This window comes from Streptomyces sp. NRRL F-5755 (assembly GCF_001279365.1).
Classification (GTDB): domain Bacteria; phylum Actinomycetota; class Actinomycetes; order Streptomycetales; family Streptomycetaceae; genus Streptomyces; species Streptomyces rimosus.
In genome coordinates this window covers 32123-49591 of the sequence record NZ_LGCW01000289.1, presented here as the reverse complement: position 1 = coordinate 49591, position 17469 = coordinate 32123, and the positions used below count along the sequence as shown (strand labels likewise).

15 protein-coding genes are annotated in these 17469 nt (G+C 67.7%); 3 read left to right on the top strand and 12 right to left on the bottom strand.

Annotated elements, in window-relative coordinates:
- On the bottom strand, positions 1-680 hold a 680-nt coding region (locus tag ADK86_RS30275; RefSeq protein ID WP_159393996.1), incomplete at its 3' end, for an AAA family ATPase.
- A gap of 54 nt (positions 681-734) precedes the next feature.
- The gene (locus tag ADK86_RS30270) at positions 735-1124 is read right to left on the bottom strand and encodes a cell division protein SepF (protein WP_003980851.1); all 390 of its coding nucleotides are present in this window, start codon (positions 1122-1124) and stop codon (positions 735-737) included.
- A 223-nt stretch (positions 1125-1347) separates the two neighbouring features.
- Between ADK86_RS30270 and ADK86_RS30265 the strand changes: the two genes are divergently transcribed.
- Positions 1348-2508, top strand: coding sequence for a magnesium and cobalt transport protein CorA (locus tag ADK86_RS30265; protein ID WP_053699476.1), 1161 nt, complete (start codon positions 1348-1350; stop codon positions 2506-2508).
- 289 nt (positions 2509-2797) lie between these two features.
- Here ADK86_RS30265 and ADK86_RS44870 read toward each other — a convergent pair whose 3' ends face one another.
- The 9 genes from ADK86_RS44870 to ADK86_RS30225 all read right to left on the bottom strand — a co-directional run bounded on the left by ADK86_RS44870 (position 2798) and on the right by ADK86_RS30225 (position 11932).
- Complete coding sequence (locus tag ADK86_RS44870) at positions 2798-2938, bottom strand: integrase (protein WP_234346094.1); 141 nt, start codon at positions 2936-2938, stop codon at positions 2798-2800.
- 680 nt (positions 2939-3618) lie between these two features.
- Entirely contained in the window at positions 3619-4209 is a 591-nt protein-coding gene (gene folE, locus ADK86_RS30260; protein ID WP_030655088.1) for a GTP cyclohydrolase I, read from the bottom strand.
- Positions 4209-4943 carry a 7-carboxy-7-deazaguanine synthase QueE gene (locus tag ADK86_RS30255; protein WP_053699475.1) on the bottom strand — a complete coding sequence of 245 codons (735 nt, stop codon included), beginning with the start codon at positions 4941-4943 and terminating at the stop codon, positions 4209-4211. The genes folE and ADK86_RS30255 overlap by 1 nt, the downstream gene beginning before the upstream one ends.
- 10 nt (positions 4944-4953) lie before the next feature.
- Complete coding sequence (locus ADK86_RS30250; protein WP_003980855.1) at positions 4954-5319, bottom strand: 6-pyruvoyl trahydropterin synthase family protein; 366 nt, start codon at positions 5317-5319, stop codon at positions 4954-4956.
- Between the two features lie 102 nt (positions 5320-5421).
- Positions 5422-6096 (bottom strand): 7-cyano-7-deazaguanine synthase, encoded by a 675-nt coding sequence (locus ADK86_RS30245; protein WP_053699474.1) that lies wholly within the window; start codon positions 6094-6096, stop codon positions 5422-5424.
- Positions 6097-6252: 156 nt separating this feature from the next.
- Complete coding sequence (locus ADK86_RS30240) at positions 6253-7503, bottom strand: ATP-grasp domain-containing protein (protein WP_053699473.1); 1251 nt, start codon at positions 7501-7503, stop codon at positions 6253-6255.
- Between the two features lie 494 nt (positions 7504-7997).
- Positions 7998-9269, bottom strand: a complete 1272-nt coding sequence (locus tag ADK86_RS30235) for an MFS transporter (RefSeq protein ID WP_234346093.1) — start codon at positions 9267-9269, stop codon at positions 7998-8000.
- Between the two features lie 67 nt (positions 9270-9336).
- Complete coding sequence (locus tag ADK86_RS30230) at positions 9337-10071, bottom strand: hypothetical protein (protein ID WP_063756047.1); 735 nt, start codon at positions 10069-10071, stop codon at positions 9337-9339.
- A gap of 532 nt (positions 10072-10603) precedes the next feature.
- Positions 10604-11932 (bottom strand): Rieske 2Fe-2S domain-containing protein, encoded by a 1329-nt coding sequence (locus ADK86_RS30225; RefSeq protein WP_030596838.1) that lies wholly within the window; start codon positions 11930-11932, stop codon positions 10604-10606.
- A gap of 803 nt (positions 11933-12735) precedes the next feature.
- Here ADK86_RS30225 and ADK86_RS30220 point away from each other — a divergent pair.
- Both ADK86_RS30220 and ADK86_RS30215 read left to right on the top strand, forming a co-directional pair.
- Positions 12736-14016, top strand: coding sequence for an ATP-grasp domain-containing protein (locus ADK86_RS30220; protein WP_078952356.1), 1281 nt, complete (start codon positions 12736-12738; stop codon positions 14014-14016).
- 179 nt (positions 14017-14195) lie between these two features.
- Entirely contained in the window at positions 14196-15194 is a 999-nt protein-coding gene (locus ADK86_RS30215; RefSeq protein ID WP_030596834.1) for an isopenicillin N synthase family dioxygenase, read from the top strand.
- A gap of 552 nt (positions 15195-15746) precedes the next feature.
- Here the strand turns inward: ADK86_RS30215 and ADK86_RS30210 are convergent.
- The gene (locus ADK86_RS30210) at positions 15747-17375 is read right to left on the bottom strand and encodes an HAL/PAL/TAL family ammonia-lyase (RefSeq protein ID WP_234346092.1); all 1629 of its coding nucleotides are present in this window, start codon (positions 17373-17375) and stop codon (positions 15747-15749) included.
- Positions 17376-17469: the final 94 nt, after the last annotated feature.

The following is a 17469-nucleotide window of genomic DNA, read 5'->3' as shown; positions in this document are numbered from 1 at the left end:
CCCCCCGCTTCCCCACCCCCCGCACTTGCGCCGCCCCCACCCCCAGGCCCGGCCCCGCGCATCACCTCCGGTCGTGGATCGCACGCGAACACCGACCGGAGCGCCACCACCACCTGCTCAGCCGCCGCCAGCACCAGCTGCTGCCCCGCCGTCTTGCCCGCGACACGCAACGGCAGCAGTGCCGTACCGAGCCGGTCGTCGGGCAGCGGCGCGCGCGTCACCGGCGTCGACCCGGCCGTGTACCAGGCGGCCTGGACCGCGCGCCGGGCAGGGTCCGTCAATGCCGTGGACAGGAGGGTCTCGCCGCCGCCGGTCAGCCGCTCGCCGACGATGCGCAGCTCCGGCTCGGCCTGTACGGCGACATCGAGCCGGACGGGGCCGACCGGCCCGTCGACCGTGCAGCCGATACGGAACCCGCGTCTTCCCTGCTCGTCGGGGCGCGCCCACGCCGGTACGCAGCCGACCGCGCCGCCGGGGGCCACCCCCACGGCCCAGCCGAGCCGGGCGCCGCTGCCGAGCCGCGCGAGGATCTCGTACGCCTGGAGCACGCTGGACTTGCCGCTGCCGCTGGGGCCGGTCAGCAGCGTCAGCGGGCCCAGCGGGACGGTCGCACCGCGATGCGACTTGAAGGCGGACAGACGTAATTCGGTGACCGCCGGACGCACACTTTCCGTGTCCATAGGAGGACGCTAGGCAACCGGCGCACGCAAAACCGTTACGGCTGGGACGCCTTCCTACGATCGGGGTACGGCACCGGCCGGCGGCTCGGCAACCTCGGTACCGACGGGCGTCAGCAGGAAGACGTTGGTGTCGACCCGGTGCATGCCGCTGGCGAGCCCGAAGACGACTCCGCTGGAGAAGTCCAGGATGCGTTTGGCCACGTCGGCGTCGGCGCTGCTGAGGTCGAGCAGGACCGGGATCTGCGCCATCAGGTACTCGGCGACCTCGCGCGCGTCGGCGAAGGTCTGCACCCGGATGACGACGAACCGCCGCATCTCCTCGCCCGGTTCCTCCTCGGGCAGGGCACGGTGGTCGGGCCATGAAGGCCATTCACTGCCGCTGCGAAGGGGAACGACCTCGGCGAGCCCTTCCCACTGTTCGTCGGTGGCGTCGGGCCGGTTCACCGAATCACCTCTCCCGGAGGGGCACTGAACAACTTCGGTATCTGCATCGCGCAATTGTAGGGATACCCGCATATACGTCTTCGGGTGCGACACACGGATGGCGTCACTTGCTCCCTCCATCCTGCACCATGGCCACTGAGCAGTGCCGTCACCCTAGGCATATATCCTGCGTCGAGTTCTCGTGTTCCTGTTCACCCCATCTGTCACGGAGGTCGGTTCCGCCATGAGCACTGATCCTCCCGGCCGCGGGCTGCGCGCCCTGCGCGGTCTGCGCAAGCCCGCGAAGAAGCGGACCACGTCCGCCACCCCGCCGGCCGACGCCGCACCGGACGCTCCGGCTCCGGATACCGGTTCCGCATCCGCCGGCAGTGTCATCAACGCCACGCTTTACCGCGACGGCTATCGCCTCAGTACCCACGAAACTCTCGCCGACACCTTCCGTAACCTGCGCACCACTGCCGGTTCCATGGCCTGGATCGGTCTGCACCGGCCGTCGTCCTCCGAATTGGTCACCCTCGCCTCGGAATTCGACCTTCACCCGCTGGCGGTCGAAGACGCGCTGGAGGCCCATCAACGGCCGAAACTGGAGCGTTACGGCGAGACGCTCTTCGTCGTCCTGCGCGCCGCCCGTTACCTCGACGATCCCGAAGAGGTCGACTTCGGTGAGCTGCACGTCTTCGTGGGCTCCGATTTCGTCATCACCGTACGCCACGGCGGCGCCCCCGACCTGCCTTCCGTGCGCCGCCGCATGGAGGCCACCCCGGAACTGCTCAAGCGCGGCCCCGAGGCGGTCCTGTACGCGATCCTCGACGCGGTCGTGGACGATTTCGCGCCGGTGGTCGACGGTGTCCAGAACGACATCGACGAGATCGAGACGGAGGTCTTCGGCGGCGACCCGCGGGTCTCCCGCCGTATCTACGAGCTCTCCCGCGAGGTCGTGGAATTCCAGCGCGCCACCCGCCCGCTGAACGGCATGCTGGAAAGCCTCACCGCCGGCTTCGAGAAATACGGCATCGACGAAGAACTCCGCCGCTACCTCCGCGACGTCGCCGACCACGCCACCCACACCACCGAACGCGTCGACGGCTTCCGCCAGGCCCTCCAGGACATCCTCACCGTCAACGCCACCCTGGTGAACCAACAACAGAACGCCGAGATGCGGGCCCTCGCGGAAGCCGGCTTCGAACAGAACGAGGAGATCAAGAAGATCTCTTCGTGGGCGGCCATCCTCTTCGCCCCCACCCTGGTCGGCACCATCTACGGCATGAACTTCGATCACATGCCGGAGTTGCACTGGGTGCTCGGCTACCCCTTCGCTATCGTCCTGATGGCAGTCGTATGTACTGGTTTGTACGTCATCTTCAAGCGCCGGGATTGGCTCTGAGTAATCGGCGTCAGCACAAGCGCGCTGCGGGTCGAACGCCGCAGCAGGGTGCGCGCGGCGCGCCCCCTTCAGGCCGCTGGGGAGAATCCAGGGAGAATGAGCTCGGCCGGCCTCCGGCCGGGACAGCCGTGGATCGCCACTCACCAGATCACATCCAGCCCGGCGACGAGCGCCCTACGTCACCAAGAGTGATGACCGAACCGGAAGGACAGCATGAGGGAGCGGGTGCAGCGAAAGCTGCACCCGCTCTTGTCTTGATGGCCCCATTGAAGCGAAGCCGTCTGGTCGACTACGCAGCTACGGCCACTTGGTCGAGTAACACATCAACGGGCTTGCGCCCCTTGCCTCCGGCCTCGGGCATGAAGTGGGCGTAATGGCTCAGCGTGATGGTAGGGCTCGAATGACCGAGCCAACGTGCCAGCGTGACCACGGACTCGCCGGCTTCGAGAACAATCGAGGCATAGGTATGCCGAAGGACGTGGAAGCCGTCCTTCCGGGAAAACTGCCACCGTCCGCCCTTTCCCGCGTGGGGATGACACCGGCCGCAGCCAGAGTTGCTTCCAGACCTCGACGTTGAAGATGTTGGCGCGTACAGCGTTACCGTAAGTCGTGGTCAACATCAGGGGGAACGTCTTCGCCTCCCGCTCGGGCTGGGGGCCCTCCCCAGGGCAACTCGATTTCGAAGGGGCAGGATGCTCTGCGAAGTGCTCGGCCAGTTCGGAAGAAACCGACTGGGGCATATCCGCAATCCGGGTCTTGCCGCCCTTGGGTAAGATGAACTACAGGCGACCGTCGTACAACGCGGCAACACACGCACCCACCCGCGCCCCGCCGAACCCGCTCCGCCGACCGCACGGGATGTTACGTGTTTCTCTCGTCCGGGAACCTCATTGCCGAACTGGTCGCTGACGGTTGGCCCGAGGCCGGCGCAGAGGACCTCACCGAGGCGGTTGGGCCCAGCTGCCGCGGCATGAACAGCCACCTGCCCGACGGAGTACGGGCCGCGCTGGGCCGCCCGCCCCCGAGCCGGCCAGGCGTCGGCGGCCACAGGAGGCCGCCCCGTACGCGCGGGGACCGCGCCCCCGGCCATCGCCCCGCGACCGACCGCGGTTACTTCACCCCGAGCTGGGCGAAGAGTTCCGCCCGGGCACGCTCCGACTGGTCGAACACCCCACGGAAAATGGATGACGACATCGTCGAAGGCGTACGGATACCGCGCATGGTCATGCAGAGATGTTCACCCCGCCCCATCACGGCCAAGTCATTCGTCCCGGTGATGTCGGAGATCTCGTCTGCGATGTCGACCACGAGTCGTTCCTGTACCTGCAATTTGTGTGCGTGCTTGTGCGCGATACGGGCGAACTTCGAGAGTCCGAGCAGTACCCCGCCGGACTTGTAGGCCACAGTCAGGTCACAGCTGAACGGAAGCAAGTGGTGTTCGCACAACGACCAGACGGTCATGCCCGAGACCATGACCGTCTGGCCCAGGGTACTGCTCTCGAACAGGGTATCCACCTTTCCGGCGTCGTACTCCACGAACTCCTTCCACCATTTGGCATAACGTCGCGGAGTCTCGCGGAGTCCTTCGCGGGTGGGGTCCTCCCCGATTTCGATCAGAATCTGCCGGGCCAGCTCTTCGAGCCGGGCGGCGTCGACGGATACGTCGACCGCTTCCTGCCTTTCCCAGGCGGCTTTCACCATCACACACCCCTGCGGTTCCCCCACGCCTGCACATGGATACGGGTCGACATGTTCCACCGCCGGGCGACGACGGCGTCGGCGAGCGACGACATATGGCGGGTCAGCGTCTCCTGGTTCTGTCCCTCCGGCATGATCCAGACGGATTCCAGGCCGTGGCGCGCGACAATGGCGTCGACCTCTTCGAGATCAGCCGGGCCACGGCAGACGAACTTGAAAGCCGCGCCACCGGTGGCGTTCAGGGCCCGCAACGCGACCGGTACCACCGTCCGTTCCGGCCCCATGCCGCTGTGCCGCAATTTGGGCGAGACGTTGAAGCGGGCTTGCGTCGCCGTCAATGCGGGCGATGGCGCGATGGTCCCGTTGGTTTCGATCTCGACGGATACCCCACTCTCCTTCAGCATGTGGCACAGGAGCGTCACGGTCTGCTGCTGCTGGAGTGGTTCACCACCGGAGATGACGACCAGCCGGACATCCATGGCCCTGAGCCGGTCCGCCACATCGACGACGTGCATCGCGTGCAATTCGGCCTTCGGATCGTACGCCGTGCCCTCGTTGCTCTGCCCGGTCCAGTCCCAGGTGTACGGCGTATCGCACCAGGTACAGGTCAGATTGCAGCCGCCGAGCCGGACGAAGGAACAGATGCGCCCCATGGAGGGGCCCTCGCCCTGAATCGTCGGGCCGAAGATTTCATTGACGACGATCTTCCGGCCGCGTGTTGTCTCCTGCCGGCTCATCGCACCGTTCTTACTTCCCACGGTAGGTGGCCCAGGTCCGGGGCGTTTCCGATACCCGTACACAGCTCAGTTCCGGCAGCCGTTCGACCCACTGGTGATAGACCCACCAGGCCAGATTCTCTGCGGAGGGGTTCATTCCGGGGACGGCGTCGTTGAGGTGTCGATGGTCGAAGGTCGCGTCGAGCCAGTGCTTGAACTCGTCGAGTTCCCCGTAGTCGCGTACGAAACCGGGCTCGGTGAGTTCCGTGTCGTCGCAGCGGAGTTCGAGAACCACCAGGTAGTTGTGGCCGTGCGTTCTGGCGCACTGGTGTCCGGCCGGCAGGGCGCCGAGCTGGTGGCTTGCGGAGAAGTGAAATTCCTTGGTGATCGCATACATGGGTGCAGCTCCGTCCGTTCTGGTCTCTCGATATTCGTCAGGCCGTTTCGGCCGGCATGGGCTCGGCTTCTCCTGGTCTTCTCGGTTCGCCGGAAGCGGAGTTCACCTCTGATACCGGGTCGGGTCGGTGAGGTCCGCTTCGGCGAACGCGTTGCGGCGGTCGTGGCAGGACGCGCAGCTTCCGCAGTGGAACCGCTCGCCCTTGAAGCACGTCCAGGTCTCGCGCCAGTCGACGCCGAGCTCCGTGCCCAGGCGCAGAACATCGGCCTTGCGCAGGGTGAGCAGCGGGGCGGTCACACGGGGTGGTGGATCGGCGAGCCCTTCCAGGGCTCGGGCTTCCATCGCGTTGAACGCCGTCAGAAACGCGGGCGAGGTGTCCGGCGCGGTGGCCGCGTCCTCGGCGAGGAACCCGAGACACATTTCCTGCGCTCCGGCCAGTACGGCATGGGCGTAGGCGACCGTCATGAAGACCGGGTTGCGGTTCGGGACGACATTGACGCTTCCGGTACGGGTGTAATGCTCGTCGGGAACCGTGACGTCGGCGTCCGTCAGGGAGAAGCCACGCATCAGCCGGGAATAGCCGCCGAGATCGGCGACGGTCAGGTCGATGTTCAGCTTTCCGGCGGCCCGTCCCGCGTACTCCAGTTCCTTGCGGTGGCGCTGGCCGTAGTCGATCGCGATGGCGGATACTTCTCTTCCCTCGGCCTTGCAGGCGTGGGCGAGCACGACGGAGTCGATGCCGCCGGACAGGACGACCAGCGTCTTGGCCGACGTCATCGGCCTTTCCCTTTCCGTTCGTGTCCGTACGTCGCTCTTTCCCGCGGGGGTGTCTTCCGCAGGCCGAGCAGCGTGAGCAGGGCGCACCACCGCGGAGCAACCTGGTTGCTCGCGGTCACCCCGGGGCGGGGCCTGGTGAGGATGTCGCTGCGGAAGTCAAGCATCAGAAGGCCCGCCCGCTTCCCGGTCGATATCGAGTTGTACGAGATCGCGCAAGCGGTGCATTCGCTCACGGACTTGGGCCACGGTGTCACCGGACACCCACGCGCCCAGCGGGATATTGGTCGTACTGTCCGTGGTGGGGACCCAGTCACCGGGGGCATAGGCGACCAGTACCTTTTCGACACCCGGGCCCGCGGAGAACGCGTCCAGCCCTTTGATCTCCCGCAGGACTCCCGGGGCGCCCTCGTTGCGAACGGCGATCGCGCCGAAGGCCGCGTCGAACGCGATGTGCTGCCCCAGCGCTTCCGGGCGCCGGGCGGTACGGCAGTCGATATCGGCGTAGTAGGGGTTGAAGTCGCTGTGCGCCAGCCACATCTCCGTGACGGGACCGCCGGCCAGGCGTGCGGCGACCTCGATCAGGTATACGCCGTCCGCGTTGCACTTCACCTCGGTGTGCCCGGGGCCGATACGTACGCCGAAGACATCCAGAACCTCGTGCGTAAAGGCGGCCACCCGGTCCCAGTCCGGGTCCTCGCGGTTGATCTGGACGTTGTTCCAGTAGGGGAAGTCGTAGTCCGAGTCGTCGGGCTGGGAGTAGAACCACATGTCGATGATCTGGTGCTGCCCGTCGTAACTCATGGTGTTCACCGCGATCTCCCGGCCGCGGATGTACTGTTCCACCAGCCACTTGTGGACCGGCTCACGGAAGTGGTCGAACTTCACCAGGCGGTCCAGGCCGGCCAGCGCCGCGTCGTCGGCAAGCAGCACGGCGCCGTGGGACCCGCCCCCATAGGTGTGTTTCACGATGGCGGGGAAGCCGACCTCGTGCGCGGCTTCGGGGATGTCCGCGATCGATGTGACCAACCGGTACCGGGGGATGCGCAGCCCCGCCTGTCCGGCCACCCGGCGCATCGCGTCCTTGTGGTTCCTGGCATGGGCCAGTTCCACGCAGTTGCCGGGGAGGCGGAGCGTGTGGGCCAGACGGTCGGCGAGGTCGACGGACGCATCGCTGCCGGAGAGCACCGCGCGGATGTCGTCCCGGTACGGCTCCAGTTCATTCAGCATCCCATCGAGGTCCCGGCTGTAGAGGGAGACATCGTCACCATCGGCATGGCGGGGCCAGCGTTCTTCCAGCAACTCCTCGTTGAAGGAGTAGAGTGAAATGAGCCGGTGTCCTCTGGCCTTGACCGCCCGTTTGTAATGGAGGCCGAACTTCACCGGGTTGAGGACGACGATGCTGGACATGGGGAGTCAACCTCCGTCGTTTCGAACAGCGATGACAAGACACCGGAGCCCCGGGCGTGCAAGCTCCGCGGGGCAGTGGAACGCTCGTTAAATCATCCGGCGGTCGCCGCGCCCGGGCGGGCGTGCGCAGCGGGCTGTGAGGCAGCAGGTGGCGAGCCGCATCGGGCCGAGGCGCACCGCACGCGGTTTCTTCCGGGTGGCAGGTGTGGGAGGCGAGGACGGGATGCCGCTGATGCCGTCCGACGGTGCGAACGGGTCCGCGCTGTTACCGACGCACCTACCGCGCCCGCGCACAGGTTTCCTGGAGAGCGATAAAACAGAATCCTCTGTATTTATCATTCCCCGCCTTTCTCCACCTTATTAGTCCCATTTATCGGGTCAGTGGAGGACGGTTTTTCTGCAGCCGTTCATGAGGTCGGGGAGTTCGCGGCGCGCACGCACGAACACACCGCCGGCGCCCCGTGGCCCACCCCGCGGACACCGGAGCTGCGCCATCAGCCGCGCGTGGCACCGGAGCCGTTCGCGTCGGCCGTCAGCGGCTCCGCACGCGTCCGCGCGCCCCAGCCGAACACCGCGGCCAGCAGAGCCACCGCGGGCACCACGAGCAGTGCCGTCCCGCTTCCCCGGACGGCTGCGAAATGCGCGAAGACCGCGGCGCCGACCGCACCCCCGGCCAGATCGAGGCTGCTGAGCCAGGACATCGTCTCGGTCATCCGGCCGGGCGGCGCGAGATCGCCGCCGATCGTCCGCAGCGTCCCGAACGTGGAACCGATGGCCAGCCCGGCCACCGGGCAGAGCAGCAGCACCATCTCCGGGGACAGCCGCGTGCCCAGGCACAGCACTCCCGTACCGAGGACGAAGACGATCAGGAGGACGAATGCCTTCGGTCCACGGGCCAGCAGGTCGGGTACGGCCCCCAGACCGAAGCTCCCCACCACGCTGCCGACGGACAGTGCGCCGAGGTAGAGACCGGTGTACGCGCCGGCGTCGTGCTCCTTGGCATACAGCGGCAGGAGTACGTCGACGGCGGTCACGGCGGTCACGAACAGTCCGCTCGCGGCCAGCAGCCGCCGCAAAGGGGGTGAGGCCAGCGGCCCCAGCCAGTGCCTCCTGGCGTCGGCGGCGGAGCGCGGCGCGGCCGTGGCGTCCACCAGCAGGAGGAGGACCGAAAGCGCCGTCAGCGTCGCGGTGACGAAGAACGGGGCGAGGGGCGACACCGACAGGCTCAGCCAGCCGGCCAGCACCGGGCCGGTGATCAGCGCGGCACCCATCATGGACGAATCCAGGGCCATGGCCGTCGTCAGCGTCGCCCCCTCGCCCACCGAATACCACACCGAGCGCATCATGACCGCGACCGGCGGGGCAGTGGCCCCCAAAGCGACCGCTGTGATCAGGATCACCGGCACGGGCCCCCCGTTCCGCACCATGAACAGCAGCAGCGCGGTCACCGTCAGATAGGCGGTCAGGCAGCCCAGCAGGACCGGACGTGGCGCGTACCGGTCGATCAGCCGTCCGCGCAGCGGCGCCGTCACCCCCTGCCCGATCGCCGAACCGCTCACCATCAGGCCCGCGGTGCCGTACGAGTAGTCCCGGCCGACCAACAGCAGCAGGCTCAACGTGACCATGCTGGGCGGGAGTTTGGAGATCATTCCGACGAGCGCGTTCCTCCAGAAGCCCGGGACCGCCATCAGGTCCCGGTAACTGGAGAGCAGACGCCGTGGGGCACGGCCGTCCGGGGCGGCGGACACTTCCGGGGCAGCAGACATCGACTCGATCCCTGGTACGGAGGGGAGACGGACAGCCACCACGGGAGCGGTGGCCCGCAACGACGGTTCAGCGGTGGGCGGAGAGTATCGCGCGGAGATTCTCCGCGGCTCGGGCCGGCGCGTCACGCGGGGGCCGGCTGTCGCAACACGGCGGCCTGGCTATCCGTCCGGCCACCGACGTGGCCGAGTCGCAGACGCCACTCGCCGGACGGGCCGGACCTCCCGCGCAGGGTGTGAAGATCAGGATGATGAGGCGGGTGCCGGGTGAGGTGGTGGGCTGCGCCATGCACATCTTGACCCAGCCCGGACCGCTCCGCGCATGCTGCAGCGGACGCCTGTCCTCGTCCGGGTGGACGGCCACACCGGCGGTCTCGTAGAGCGGTGCCGCGCAGGGATCCGTCAGTACGGCCGCCTCGAACCGGCGCAGCGTGTTGTCGTCGGGGCGGGCGGCCAGATCGGCCCGCAGGAGGGGCAGGAGGTGCGGTGCCCAGGTGGTGGCCCAGTCGGTGAGCAGGGGCCGACCGTCGAAGAGCATCCACTGCATCGTATTGGTGGGGCGTTTCCCGTACGGAAAAATATCGGTGAAGGGCTGATTATGGGCAAGAATGTTCCATGACGCGTCAATGACACAGGCGGCGTGGGTCATTCCGGCGACAGCCTCCTGCCACACCTGGGGCACCTCCTGCCCGGACTGCGGCGTGAGGGGCCTGGGCGGGTCGCCGATGCCGGCGTAGCGGCACAGGGCCACCCATTCCACCTCGGAAAGCCGCAGCAGCAGGGCGAGGTCCCGCAGAAAGTCCACGGGCGGATTCCGGTACTTGCCGGACTCCAGACGCTGATAGGTCCCCCAGCCCCGGTTGAGCAGGAGATCGACCTGGTGCTGGGCGAGACCGGGGGCACGTCGGCCCTTTCCCCTGGGCCGCGTGAGGCCATGGGATTCCGGCGCTACTGAGGCTCGCCGCTCCGTGAGGAGCAACCGCAGTGCCTCCGCATTCATCTCCGTCCTCTCATGATGCCGCTCTCCGGAGACACGTGACGCGGAGCGGCCTCGAAGCGGCGTCAGTGGTTCCGGACAGCCCGATGAACTCACATCAATCAACTCCCCGACGGGGCGTGTCGTTCGAACCCCCCATGAGTCGCGCCGACGGAGAGACCACGGCGATACAGCCATGCACCAGCCTGTTGGGATCCTCGCTGTCATCATCTCCTCCGACGGCCGCTCAGCCCGGGTAGTGAGGGTGCCCTTTCGCCGGCCGAGTCACTGTGGTGAATGATCCGGGTGAGTGACTCGGGCAGCTGAATGGTCCGTATGAGTGACGCCTGCGCGAAAGGCGTCACACGCTGCCGGCAGGTGCCTTCCGTACGACGCCCGCGATCTCGTCGTACTCCTTCTGGAGGTGGCTCGGCCGCCCGGCCTGCACCGTCCAGAATCCGCCGATCCCGAGGAGCCCGTTCTTCTTGCGGGCAGCGAGTTTCTTCTCGAAAACCTCGCGCGGTACCCCTTGTGTGTAGCGGGCCTTGCCGAGGAGGGGCAGTTGAATGCTGACATTGGCCGCGGGGTCGCGCACCGTGCCCGGCGGGTCCTCCCCCTGCGCCACTTTCCGCATCGCTTCGAAGTACCTCCGCCGTAGCAGGGTGATGCCTTTGTCGCCGCGCCCCAGCTGCTCGACGGTCCGGTCCGCGAACGTTCCCTGTCCGATCCACGCGGCGAAATCCTGGTTCCCGGTGTGCGACGTGATGATGTCACCGGTCGCCGGGTCGGTGAGCGGGCCGTACCAGTACGGAATCGCGCCGGGATCCTGCCGGCCGGGCGGTACGTCGTCGGGGAGCACGGAGTACTGCCAGGTGAAATTGAGGGTGCGCCGTTCGTCCACCGGCACCCGGAACTCGATGGTGTTCCCGGAAGCGAGGGTGTAGGGCCACAGGCTGAGGATCCCGCCGTCGGTCACGTCGTTCGTGCTCGAGTAGGAACCTGTCGGGCGGACTTCGGGGACTTCCACCACCCGCCCGTTGACGAAACCGTGCTCGAATTCCAGGAAGTCGATCGACAGGTGCCGGGGTACATACGTGGGGGATTCCGGGTCGCTGCGTACGGCGTTCCCGTTCTGGTGCAGCCACTCGAAATGGACGGGGTCCATGCTGTTCTCGTGGCACTGGAACCAGTTGCACGGGAGTTCCGTCATGATGATCTCGACGAAGCCGTGCTCCCAGGTGAACGGCTCGAAGTCGGGCAGCAGCGGCGCGGGGGCGGGGCCGAGATAGGCCCAGATCAGCCCGCCGAGCGTGGTGGTGGGGTACGCGGTGACGCCGACTTTGCCGCGGAATCCGCCGGACGGGCCCGTCTCCTCGAACGGCTGGCTCGTGCAACGGCCTTCGGAGTCGAATCCCCACCCGTGGTATGCGCACCGCATCACGTCACCGTCCACCCAGCCGATACCGAGGTCGGTGCCCCGGTGCGGGCAGCGCCGGGAAATCAGGCCGTGGCTGCCGTCCGGCTTGCGGAACAGGACGAGGTCCTCGCCCAGCAGCCGTACGGGTTTGACGCGACGCTGGGTCAGCTCCAGGACCGGCGCCACCGGATGCCAATATCTGCGCAGCAGTTCACCCATTCGCGTACCGCGTTGAACCTGGGAAAGGATGCGGTTCTTGTCCGCTGAGAGCATGGGTACTCCTTCGCTCACGACGTGCACGGAGTGGGGGCACCAGCCGGGCATCCGCCCTGTCAAGGCGACACCGTCGGACCCCGGAAGAGAAGAAGAGCCGACGCGCAAGAGTGGGCACAGCCCCGAAGCGCTGCCGCTCGGCCTCGATATCGGAACACGCGGTACCTGGCTTGGTGGACTTGAGTGAGCACCTGTCGACCCGTACGGCGCGGCTTCGGTGGTGCGACGGCGGGAGGCACCGCGGCGTTGATGCGGCGGGTGTGGTGTGACGGTTGCCGGAGGAAGAACAGTTGTCGAAGCAGTGGAATGGTGCGCCTGGCGGGCATGGAAGTATCGGCCCCTGTCCGTTCGTCATCTTCACTCGGTCCGGGCAGCGTTGTCCACGTGCATCTTTTACACCGAAGAAGTGACGGTCGAATTCGCCTTGCGCGTTCCGTGCGGGGTGTGCTGCTGCCACCTGCCCCCAACGGTGGGCGCAGATGCGTTTCTCCGGCGAAGGGCGGCGCGCTTCCTCGGTTCACCCGTCAACTCTGCCGGGAAGAGAACCCGAACCAAATAGAGTGGGCGCCCATTCGGCGTAAAACGCAGGGGTGGATAACGGCCGCCGGTCACGTGATGATGTGAGTGCCCTGGGACAAGGGCCCACAGCACTCACGATGGGACCGGGGCCAAGGCGCCCACGACCGGCCCGTCACCGGCCGATGCGCCCACCACCGACGGGTGGACAGCGTCAGGAGCCCCCGTCCCTCACCACTCGCCCCGCCTGCCGCCCCTCGCATGACATGACGGAGGAACCGGCCCACATGCCGACAGCGAACACCGACACCACTGATGCGGCTTGCTCTTCGGCCGGTTCCTCGGGGCGGCCGCTCCTGCTGCTGGTAGGCAGTGGCAGCGAGCACTGGCGCGCTTACGTACTGCGGTCCATGGCGTCCGGATACCGGTTGCATTTGCTGTGCCCCGCGCCTCCCTCCTGGGAAAAGCCCTACATCGATTCGTTCGGTGTGGTGGACACCCTGGACGTCGCGGCGATGACCGCCGCCGTCCGGGCCCACCCCGAGCGATTCGCGGGTGTGCTCACCTACGAGGAGACGCGCGTGGAGGCCGTCGCCGAGCTGGCGACCGCGCTAGGGCTGCGTACCAGCCCGCGCGAGGCCGTGAGGGCATGCCGGGACAAGTACGCCGGCCGGAAGGCGCTCGACCGGGCCGGCGTCCCGCAGGCCCGGTCGGCAGCCGTCGCGAGTCTGGCCGAGGCGAGCGAGGCGGCAGCCCGGATCGGCTATCCGGTGGTGGTCAAGCCCCGGGCGCTTTCAGCGAGTTGCGGAGTGACCTATGTCGGCGGCGAGCGGCAGTTGGCACGGGCCTACCAGCAGGCGGGCAGGATCTGGTTCGACGAGGTGCCCCGGTACGAACAGCCCACCCTGGTGGAGGAGTTCCTCGACGGGCCCGAGATCAGTGTGGAGGCGGTCTGCCGCGACGGGCAGGTCACGGCGCTGTTCGTGGCGCACAAGCAGCTCGGCTACGCCCCCGGGTTCCAGGAGGTGGGCCACACGGTCCGGGCGGACGACCCGCTGCTGTCCGACGACGTTCTGCTCGAAGTGGTCCAGAAAGCCCACACCGCCGTCGGCCTGACCGACACGGTGACCCACACCGAGCTGCGCCTGACCTCCTCCGGCCCGAAGGTCGTGGAGATCAACGCACGGATCGGCGGCGGCCGTGTCCCGTACCTCGGCGGCCTGGTCACCGGATGGGAGATCGGCCTGATGGCGGCCGATCTGGCGGTCGGCGCCACGCCGGACTTCCGGACGTCCGGGGCCTCCGCAACGGCCGCGGTCCGCTTCCTGTATCCCGAAAGGGAGGTACGGGTCGAGTCCGTCGAGATCGCGGAGGACCGGCTGCCGCCCGAGATCCGGGAAGTACGGGTGCTGACGGTCCCGGGCCGGGAGCTGCGGCTGTCCCCGCCGGGCGACTCCCGCTCCCGGTATGCCCTCCTCGTCGCCGTCGCCGAGACGGAGCGGGACTGCGCGGCGGCACTGGAGCGGGCGGCCGACGCGGTGACCCTGCACGGCACTCCGCTGTCCTGACGGGGCATCGACAACGGCGTCGGCCGGACACCTGGTCGACGCGGGCTGTTCCCACGCCCCTGTAACTGCCCCGTCTTCTGTCTTCTCCCCGTCCCGGCGTGCCGCCTCCGTGCGGGCCGGTCCGGAACCGTAACGCAGTGGTGAGGTTCACAACCGTATCGAGAAACCAGGAGCACTCCATGCCAGAAGCGATTCCCGTGATCGATCTCCGGGACAGCGAACACGGTCCGAAAGCGCGCGCCGGGTTCCTGAACCGGCTGCGGGCCGCCGTCCACGACATCGGGTTCTTCCAGCTCACCGGCCACGGCGTCACCGGCGCCGCCGAGCTGCTCGACCTGACGCGTCGGCTGTTCTCCCTGCCGGAGTCGGAGCACGCGGCTCTCGACGTCCTCAACTCCCCTCACTTCCGCGGCTACTCCGCGATGGGGCGGGAGCGCACCCGGGGTGTCCCGGACCAGCGCCGGCAGCTGGACATCGGTCCCGAGCGCCCGGCGCGGAGCCCCGGCCCGGGAGAGCCCGCCTACCAGTGGCTGGTCGGCCCCAACCAGTGGCCGGCCGCCCTGCCGGAGCTGCGGCCGGCCGTACTGGCATGGATGGACCGGTTGACGAGCCTCTCGCACCGGATGCTCAGGCTCATCCTGGAGTCCCTGGAGACTCCCGAGGGCTTCCTGGACGATGTGGTCACCCCGGAGCCGCAGATCCATTTCAAGCTGCTGCACTACCCGGGGCCGGACGCCACGGCGGGCAGCGTCCCGAAGGGCGACGGCGCGGGCACCCACAAGGACTACGGACTGCTCACCCTGCTGGTGCAGGACGACAAAGGCGGGCTGCAGGTCGCCGTCGAGGACGGTCACTTCGTCGACGTCCCGGTCCTGCCGGACGCGTTCGTGGTCAACCTCGGTGAACTGCTGGAGGTCGCCACGCGCGGATACCTCAAAGCCACCGTTCACCGGGTCGTCCGCCCGGCCCCGGGGGTCGACCGGTACTCCATGCCGTTCTTCTACAGCCCTCGTTTGGAGGCGTCGGTCCGGCCCCTGCCGAGCCGGTACGTCAGCGCCGCGGGCGGCGTGACGGTGGACCCGGACAACCCCCTGTTCGCCTGCTACGGCGATAACGTCATGAAGGGCCTGACCAGAGGGTTCCCCGAACTGATCGCCCGCCACCACCCCACCTGGTGACCGCTGCCGGACGGGTCACAGTCAGTAGTCACTGCGTGCCTCGTCCAAGACGGGCACGACTCCACCCGAGGAGCTTCTCTGAGGAGAAACTGAGGAAAAGGGATCCCGGTGGGGAGCACCTGGGGAGAATCGGCTGCGTAAAGCTGAGCCACATGGAAAGACACTGAAAGATCCATTTGCCCTGGTCAGACTGCCACACCGCACCACAGAAGCCCAGGTGAGGGCCGCCCGGAAGAGGACTTTTCAGAAGTGCGGATCGGACGCCGCGGGAAGCGCGTGCGGCGCACCTTCTTCAGGTTGCTGGGGAGAATGCGGGGAGAACGAGCCCAGTCGGCCTCTGGCCGGGATAGTTACGGGCCGCCACCTGCCCGGCGTAGCCCGGCCTACGACGAGTGTTCCGCATCGCCAGGAGTAATGCCCGGACCGGAAAGACAGCCGGGAAAGGGCGGCTGCGGCACATGCTGCAGCCGCCCTTGTCAGCGCATGGTCGTCACCGAAGGCATTCGTAGGCTCATCACTCTCAGCGGGGAGCTGCCCCCGCAGAGTGGCGGATCAGTCGCGCCCGGCGTCCTCGACGGCCCGGCGGAGCTCGCCGGACGCGATGAGGCCGACCACCAGCTCGATGTCCTGGGCCAGCGGCCGGTCACCGTCCATCGTGGCGGAGACGGAGCGGACCAGCTCGTACGCGGCACGTGTCGGAGCGCTCAGGCACTCCCGGCCGCGCAGGTCCGCCGCCTGGCACAGGGCCAGGAGGTGGATGGCGGCGACCTGGCGGACCAGTTCCACGACCGTACGGGCGTCCCGTGCGGCGATGGTGGCCATGCTGACCTTGTCCTGGTTGTGGGCCTCGGTCGACCGGGAGAACGACGTCGCCGGCATGGTGTTCTTGAGCGCCTCGGCGGTGAGGCCGGAGGCGGCGATCTGCATGCCCTTGAAGCCGTGGTGCAGCCCGGCCTCCCGGCTGTCGGTGTCGAACCGCGGGATGAGGTTCGGGGTGAGCCCGTTGTTGAACTTCTCGTCGACGATCAGTTCGAGCTGACGGTCCAGCAGGTCGCCGACGCTGGCCACCGCGGTCTTGAGCGCGTCCATGGCCTGGCCGACGTGACCCCCGTAGAAGTTGCCGCCGTTGCGGACCATGCCCGCTTCCACATCGAACAGCGGGTTGTCGTTGGTGGAGTTGATCTCGACCTCGACCCAGTTCTTCGCCCAGTCAAGGGTGTCACGCAGCACACCGGTCACATGCGGCGCGCAGCGCACCGAGTACCGGTCCTGGATGGGCTCCTCCAACTCCCGGAAACCGGACTCCGTAAGGGCAGCGCCCTCGGGGTCCACGGAGGGGTCGCGGTCCTCGGGGTTGCCGAGCAGTTCACGGATGGTCCGGGCGCTGGTGCGGGTTCCGGTGTGCGGCTTCTGGTCGAAGATGAACGGGACGAAGTGGCCGGGGTTGCCCTGGAGCACCTGGGAGGCCAGCGCGGTGCTCAGGTCGGCGGCGAAGGCCAGTTCGGTGGCGTCGTGGACGGCGAGGGTGGCGAAGCCGGACATGAAGGAGGTGCCGTTGACCAGCGCGAGGCCCTCCTTGGCCCCGAGCACCACCGCACCGAGACCGGCGTCGGCCAGTGCCACGCCGGCATCCTTCTCCTCACCCTGGTGCAGCGCCTTGCCCTGTCCGGTCAGCAGCGCGGCCACGTAGCTCAGCGGGACCAGGTCGCCGCTCGCGCCGACCGAGCCGCGCTCGGGGATGGGCGGCAGCACATCGTTGTTGAGGCAGTCCAGAAGCAGTTCGAGGATTTCGGTACGGATTCCGGAGGCGCCCCTGGCCAGGCAGTTCGCCCGTACGATCATGGTGGCCCGGATGACGTCCGGGGTGGCGACGGGGCCGATGCCACAGGACAGGAACCGGATGAGGTTGGTCTGCAGGGCCTCGGACTTGAGGCCGGATATCTGCCGGGTGTTGCTGTCGCCGAAGCCCGAGGTGACGCCGTAGACGGGCAGACCGGCCTCGATGACCTTGTTCTTGAGCGCGAGGGACTGCTCGATGCGCTGGACCGCGCCTTCGGCGAGCCGGGCGCGGACGCGAGTGGTGTCGGCGGGGCGAGCGCCGCTGACGACATCGGCCACCGTCAAGGTGTGGCCGTCGATGAGAAGTTCGGCCTTGTCGTTGGCTGCCAGGGCAGTGTCCATGGTGTGCATTTCTCTTCCGTGATGCGGTGGTGACGCGGGTTCGGTAGGCGCGATGGGCCGTTTTACGTGGTCGAACCCGCGCTGTGTGATGCGT

Excerpts from the sequence above, each read along its gene's own strand:
- ADK86_RS30265 (WP_053699476.1), top strand. The coding sequence starts at position 1,348 with ATGAGCACTGATCCTCCCGGCCGCGGGCTGCGCGCCCTGCGCGGTCTG.
- folE (WP_030655088.1), bottom strand. The coding sequence starts at position 4,209 with ATGGTGAAAGCCGCCTGGGAAAGGCAGGAAGCGGTCGACGTATCCGTC.
- ADK86_RS30255 (WP_053699475.1), bottom strand. The coding sequence starts at position 4,943 with ATGAGCCGGCAGGAGACAACACGCGGCCGGAAGATCGTCGTCAATGAA.
- ADK86_RS30250 (WP_003980855.1), bottom strand. The coding sequence starts at position 5,319 with ATGTATGCGATCACCAAGGAATTTCACTTCTCCGCAAGCCACCAGCTC.
- ADK86_RS30245 (WP_053699474.1), bottom strand. The coding sequence starts at position 6,096 with ATGACGTCGGCCAAGACGCTGGTCGTCCTGTCCGGCGGCATCGACTCC.
- ADK86_RS30240 (WP_053699473.1), bottom strand. The coding sequence starts at position 7,503 with ATGTCCAGCATCGTCGTCCTCAACCCGGTGAAGTTCGGCCTCCATTAC.
- ADK86_RS30235 (WP_234346093.1), bottom strand. The coding sequence starts at position 9,269 with ATGTCTGCTGCCCCGGAAGTGTCCGCCGCCCCGGACGGCCGTGCCCCA.
- ADK86_RS30225 (WP_030596838.1), bottom strand. The coding sequence starts at position 11,932 with ATGCTCTCAGCGGACAAGAACCGCATCCTTTCCCAGGTTCAACGCGGT.
- ADK86_RS30220 (WP_078952356.1), top strand. The coding sequence starts at position 12,736 with ATGCCGACAGCGAACACCGACACCACTGATGCGGCTTGCTCTTCGGCC.
- ADK86_RS30215 (WP_030596834.1), top strand. The coding sequence starts at position 14,196 with ATGCCAGAAGCGATTCCCGTGATCGATCTCCGGGACAGCGAACACGGT.
- ADK86_RS30210 (WP_234346092.1), bottom strand. The coding sequence starts at position 17,375 with ATGGACACTGCCCTGGCAGCCAACGACAAGGCCGAACTTCTCATCGAC.